Source organism: Halomonas sp. BM-2019, assembly GCF_017584085.1.
In genome coordinates this window covers 1909713-1910052 of sequence record NZ_CP071922.1, presented here as the reverse complement: position 1 = coordinate 1910052, position 340 = coordinate 1909713, and the positions used below count along the sequence as shown (strand labels likewise).

1 protein-coding gene is annotated in these 340 nt (G+C 69.4%); it reads right to left on the bottom strand.

Annotated elements, in window-relative coordinates:
• A partial coding sequence (locus J5F18_RS09640) for a biopolymer transporter ExbD (RefSeq protein ID WP_346302020.1) occupies window positions 1–291 on the bottom strand: 291 nt, incomplete at its 3' end.
• Between the last annotated feature and the right edge of the window lie 49 nt (window positions 292–340).

The following is a 340-nucleotide window of genomic DNA, read 5'->3' as shown; positions in this document are numbered from 1 at the left end:
CACGCTGCCGCTGGCGGTGATCAGCGCGGCCACCTCCGCCCCCACCCGATGCAGGTCCACCGGCTGGCCGTCCACCCACACGGCGCCCTCGCCGGTCAGCGCCACCATCACCTGGGCATCGGGCCGCGGCGTGGCCGCGCTGGACTCGGGGCGCTCGATCTCGATACCGCTCTCCTTGATGAAGCTGGTGGTGACGATAAAGAAGATCAGCATGATGAACACCACGTCCAGCATCGGCGTGAGGTTCACCTCGCTGGGCTCGCCCTCGGCGCTCAGGCGACGTCTACGCATGCCTCGTTTCTCCCTGCTGCTCCGCGGCGCGGGCCAGGCGGTCGTGCAG